General features: G+C 60.2%; 2 protein-coding genes. Both read left to right on the top strand.

The features are described from left to right. A partial coding sequence (locus P7F28_RS03250; RefSeq protein ID WP_277183005.1) for a CaiB/BaiF CoA-transferase family protein occupies positions 1-933 on the top strand: 933 nt, incomplete at its 5' end. Further along, positions 930-1,492, top strand: a 563-nt coding sequence (locus P7F28_RS03245) for a GntR family transcriptional regulator (RefSeq protein ID WP_370467226.1), incomplete at its 3' end; no start/stop codon positions are given. The genes P7F28_RS03250 and P7F28_RS03245, both read left to right, overlap by 4 nt.

Raw genomic sequence — 1,492 nt, 5'->3', positions numbered from 1 at the left:
GATCTCGTCGCCACCAGCGACGCCGTGTTCAACAATCTGCGCGGTGATTTGCCCGTAAAACTTGGTCTGACGTACGACCAATTGAAAGACGTGAATCCCGCCATTGTGTGTGCGCACTTGTCTGCGTATGGACGTACGGGAAGCCGCGCCGCATGGCCCGGTTACGACTATCTGATGCAGGCCGAGGCGGGCTATCTCTCGGTCACTGGCGAGCCCGACAGCCCGCCCGCGCGCTTCGGCCTCTCGATCATCGATCTGATGACGGGCACAACGGCCGCGATGGCGCTGCTGGCCGGTTTGGTCGAGGCACGCACCACGGGCGTGGGCCGCGATCTGGACACGAGTCTGTTCGATGTCGCGCTGCATAACCTCGCCTATGTCGGCACGTGGTATTTGAACGGCGGCACGGTGACGGGGCGCGACAAGCGTTCGGCGCATCCGTCGCTTACGCCGAGTCAGTTGTACAAGACGCAGGATGGCTGGATTTTCCTGATGTGCAACAAGGAAAAGTTCTGGGGCGTGCTGGCTGAAATTCTCGATCGTCCATCCTGGATTACGGATGAACGCTTCAGCAATTTCAAGGCGCGTTTGAAGCATCGCGATCTCGTGCAGCAGGAATTGGATGCGGCCTTATCGCGCGCGACGACGGCGGAATGGCTCGAGCGTCTGGGTGGCCGCGTGCCCGCTGCGCCCGTGTACGACATCAAGCAAGCACTCGATAATCCGTTCGTCGCTGAACGCGAAGGCATCACGGAAGCGGAGCATCCGCGTTTCGGGAAGGTGCGTAACGTCGCCGCGCCGGTGCGCGTGAACGAAGCCTTGCCCGCGCGATCCGCGCCCGAACTCGGGCAGGACAACGCGAGACTGTTCGCCGAACTCGGTTACGATGCTGATCGGATCGCCGAACTGCGCGCGAGCGGTGCTGTGCAATGAACCTCACTGCATCGCACGATGAAGCGCGTGAGGCGAGTCCTTCCGTCAACTCTTCATCGTGCGTGCAAAAGATGGTCAACGTGCTCGGTCAGCAACAACCGCGCTATCTGCAATTGGCGCAGACGCTCATCAATGAGATTCAGAGCGGGCGTTTTCCGGTCGGCTCTACTATTCCCACCGAGTTCGAATTGTGCGAGCAGTTCGGCGCGAGTCGTTCGACCGTGCGTGAAGCGGTCAAGCAGCTCGTGCAACTCGGCATGGTGGTGCGGCAGGCGGGCATTGGCACGACGGTCAAGTCGGTGAGTTCCGAGGGCAGCTATCGGCAGGTGATGCAGCAGTTGAGCGATCTGCATCGCTATACGGCGGATACGGTGCTCGAACTGCTGAATAAAGATACCGTCGAATTGAGCGATCCCAAACTCTGCGAGATGCTGCAAGCGAAGCCCGGTGAAACGTGGCTGCATCTCGAAGGCATTCGCCGTTCGCCCGAGAATGTCGATCCCATCTGTCATACCGAAGTGTTCATTCAGCCCGCGTTCCGCTCGCTGACCGGTTTCGA

This window comes from Caballeronia sp. BR00000012568055, from assembly GCF_029439455.1.
Taxonomy (GTDB): domain Bacteria; phylum Pseudomonadota; class Gammaproteobacteria; order Burkholderiales; family Burkholderiaceae; genus Caballeronia.
The sequence above is the reverse complement of the archived record's forward strand: the minus strand, read 5'-3'. Positions and strand labels throughout refer to the sequence as shown.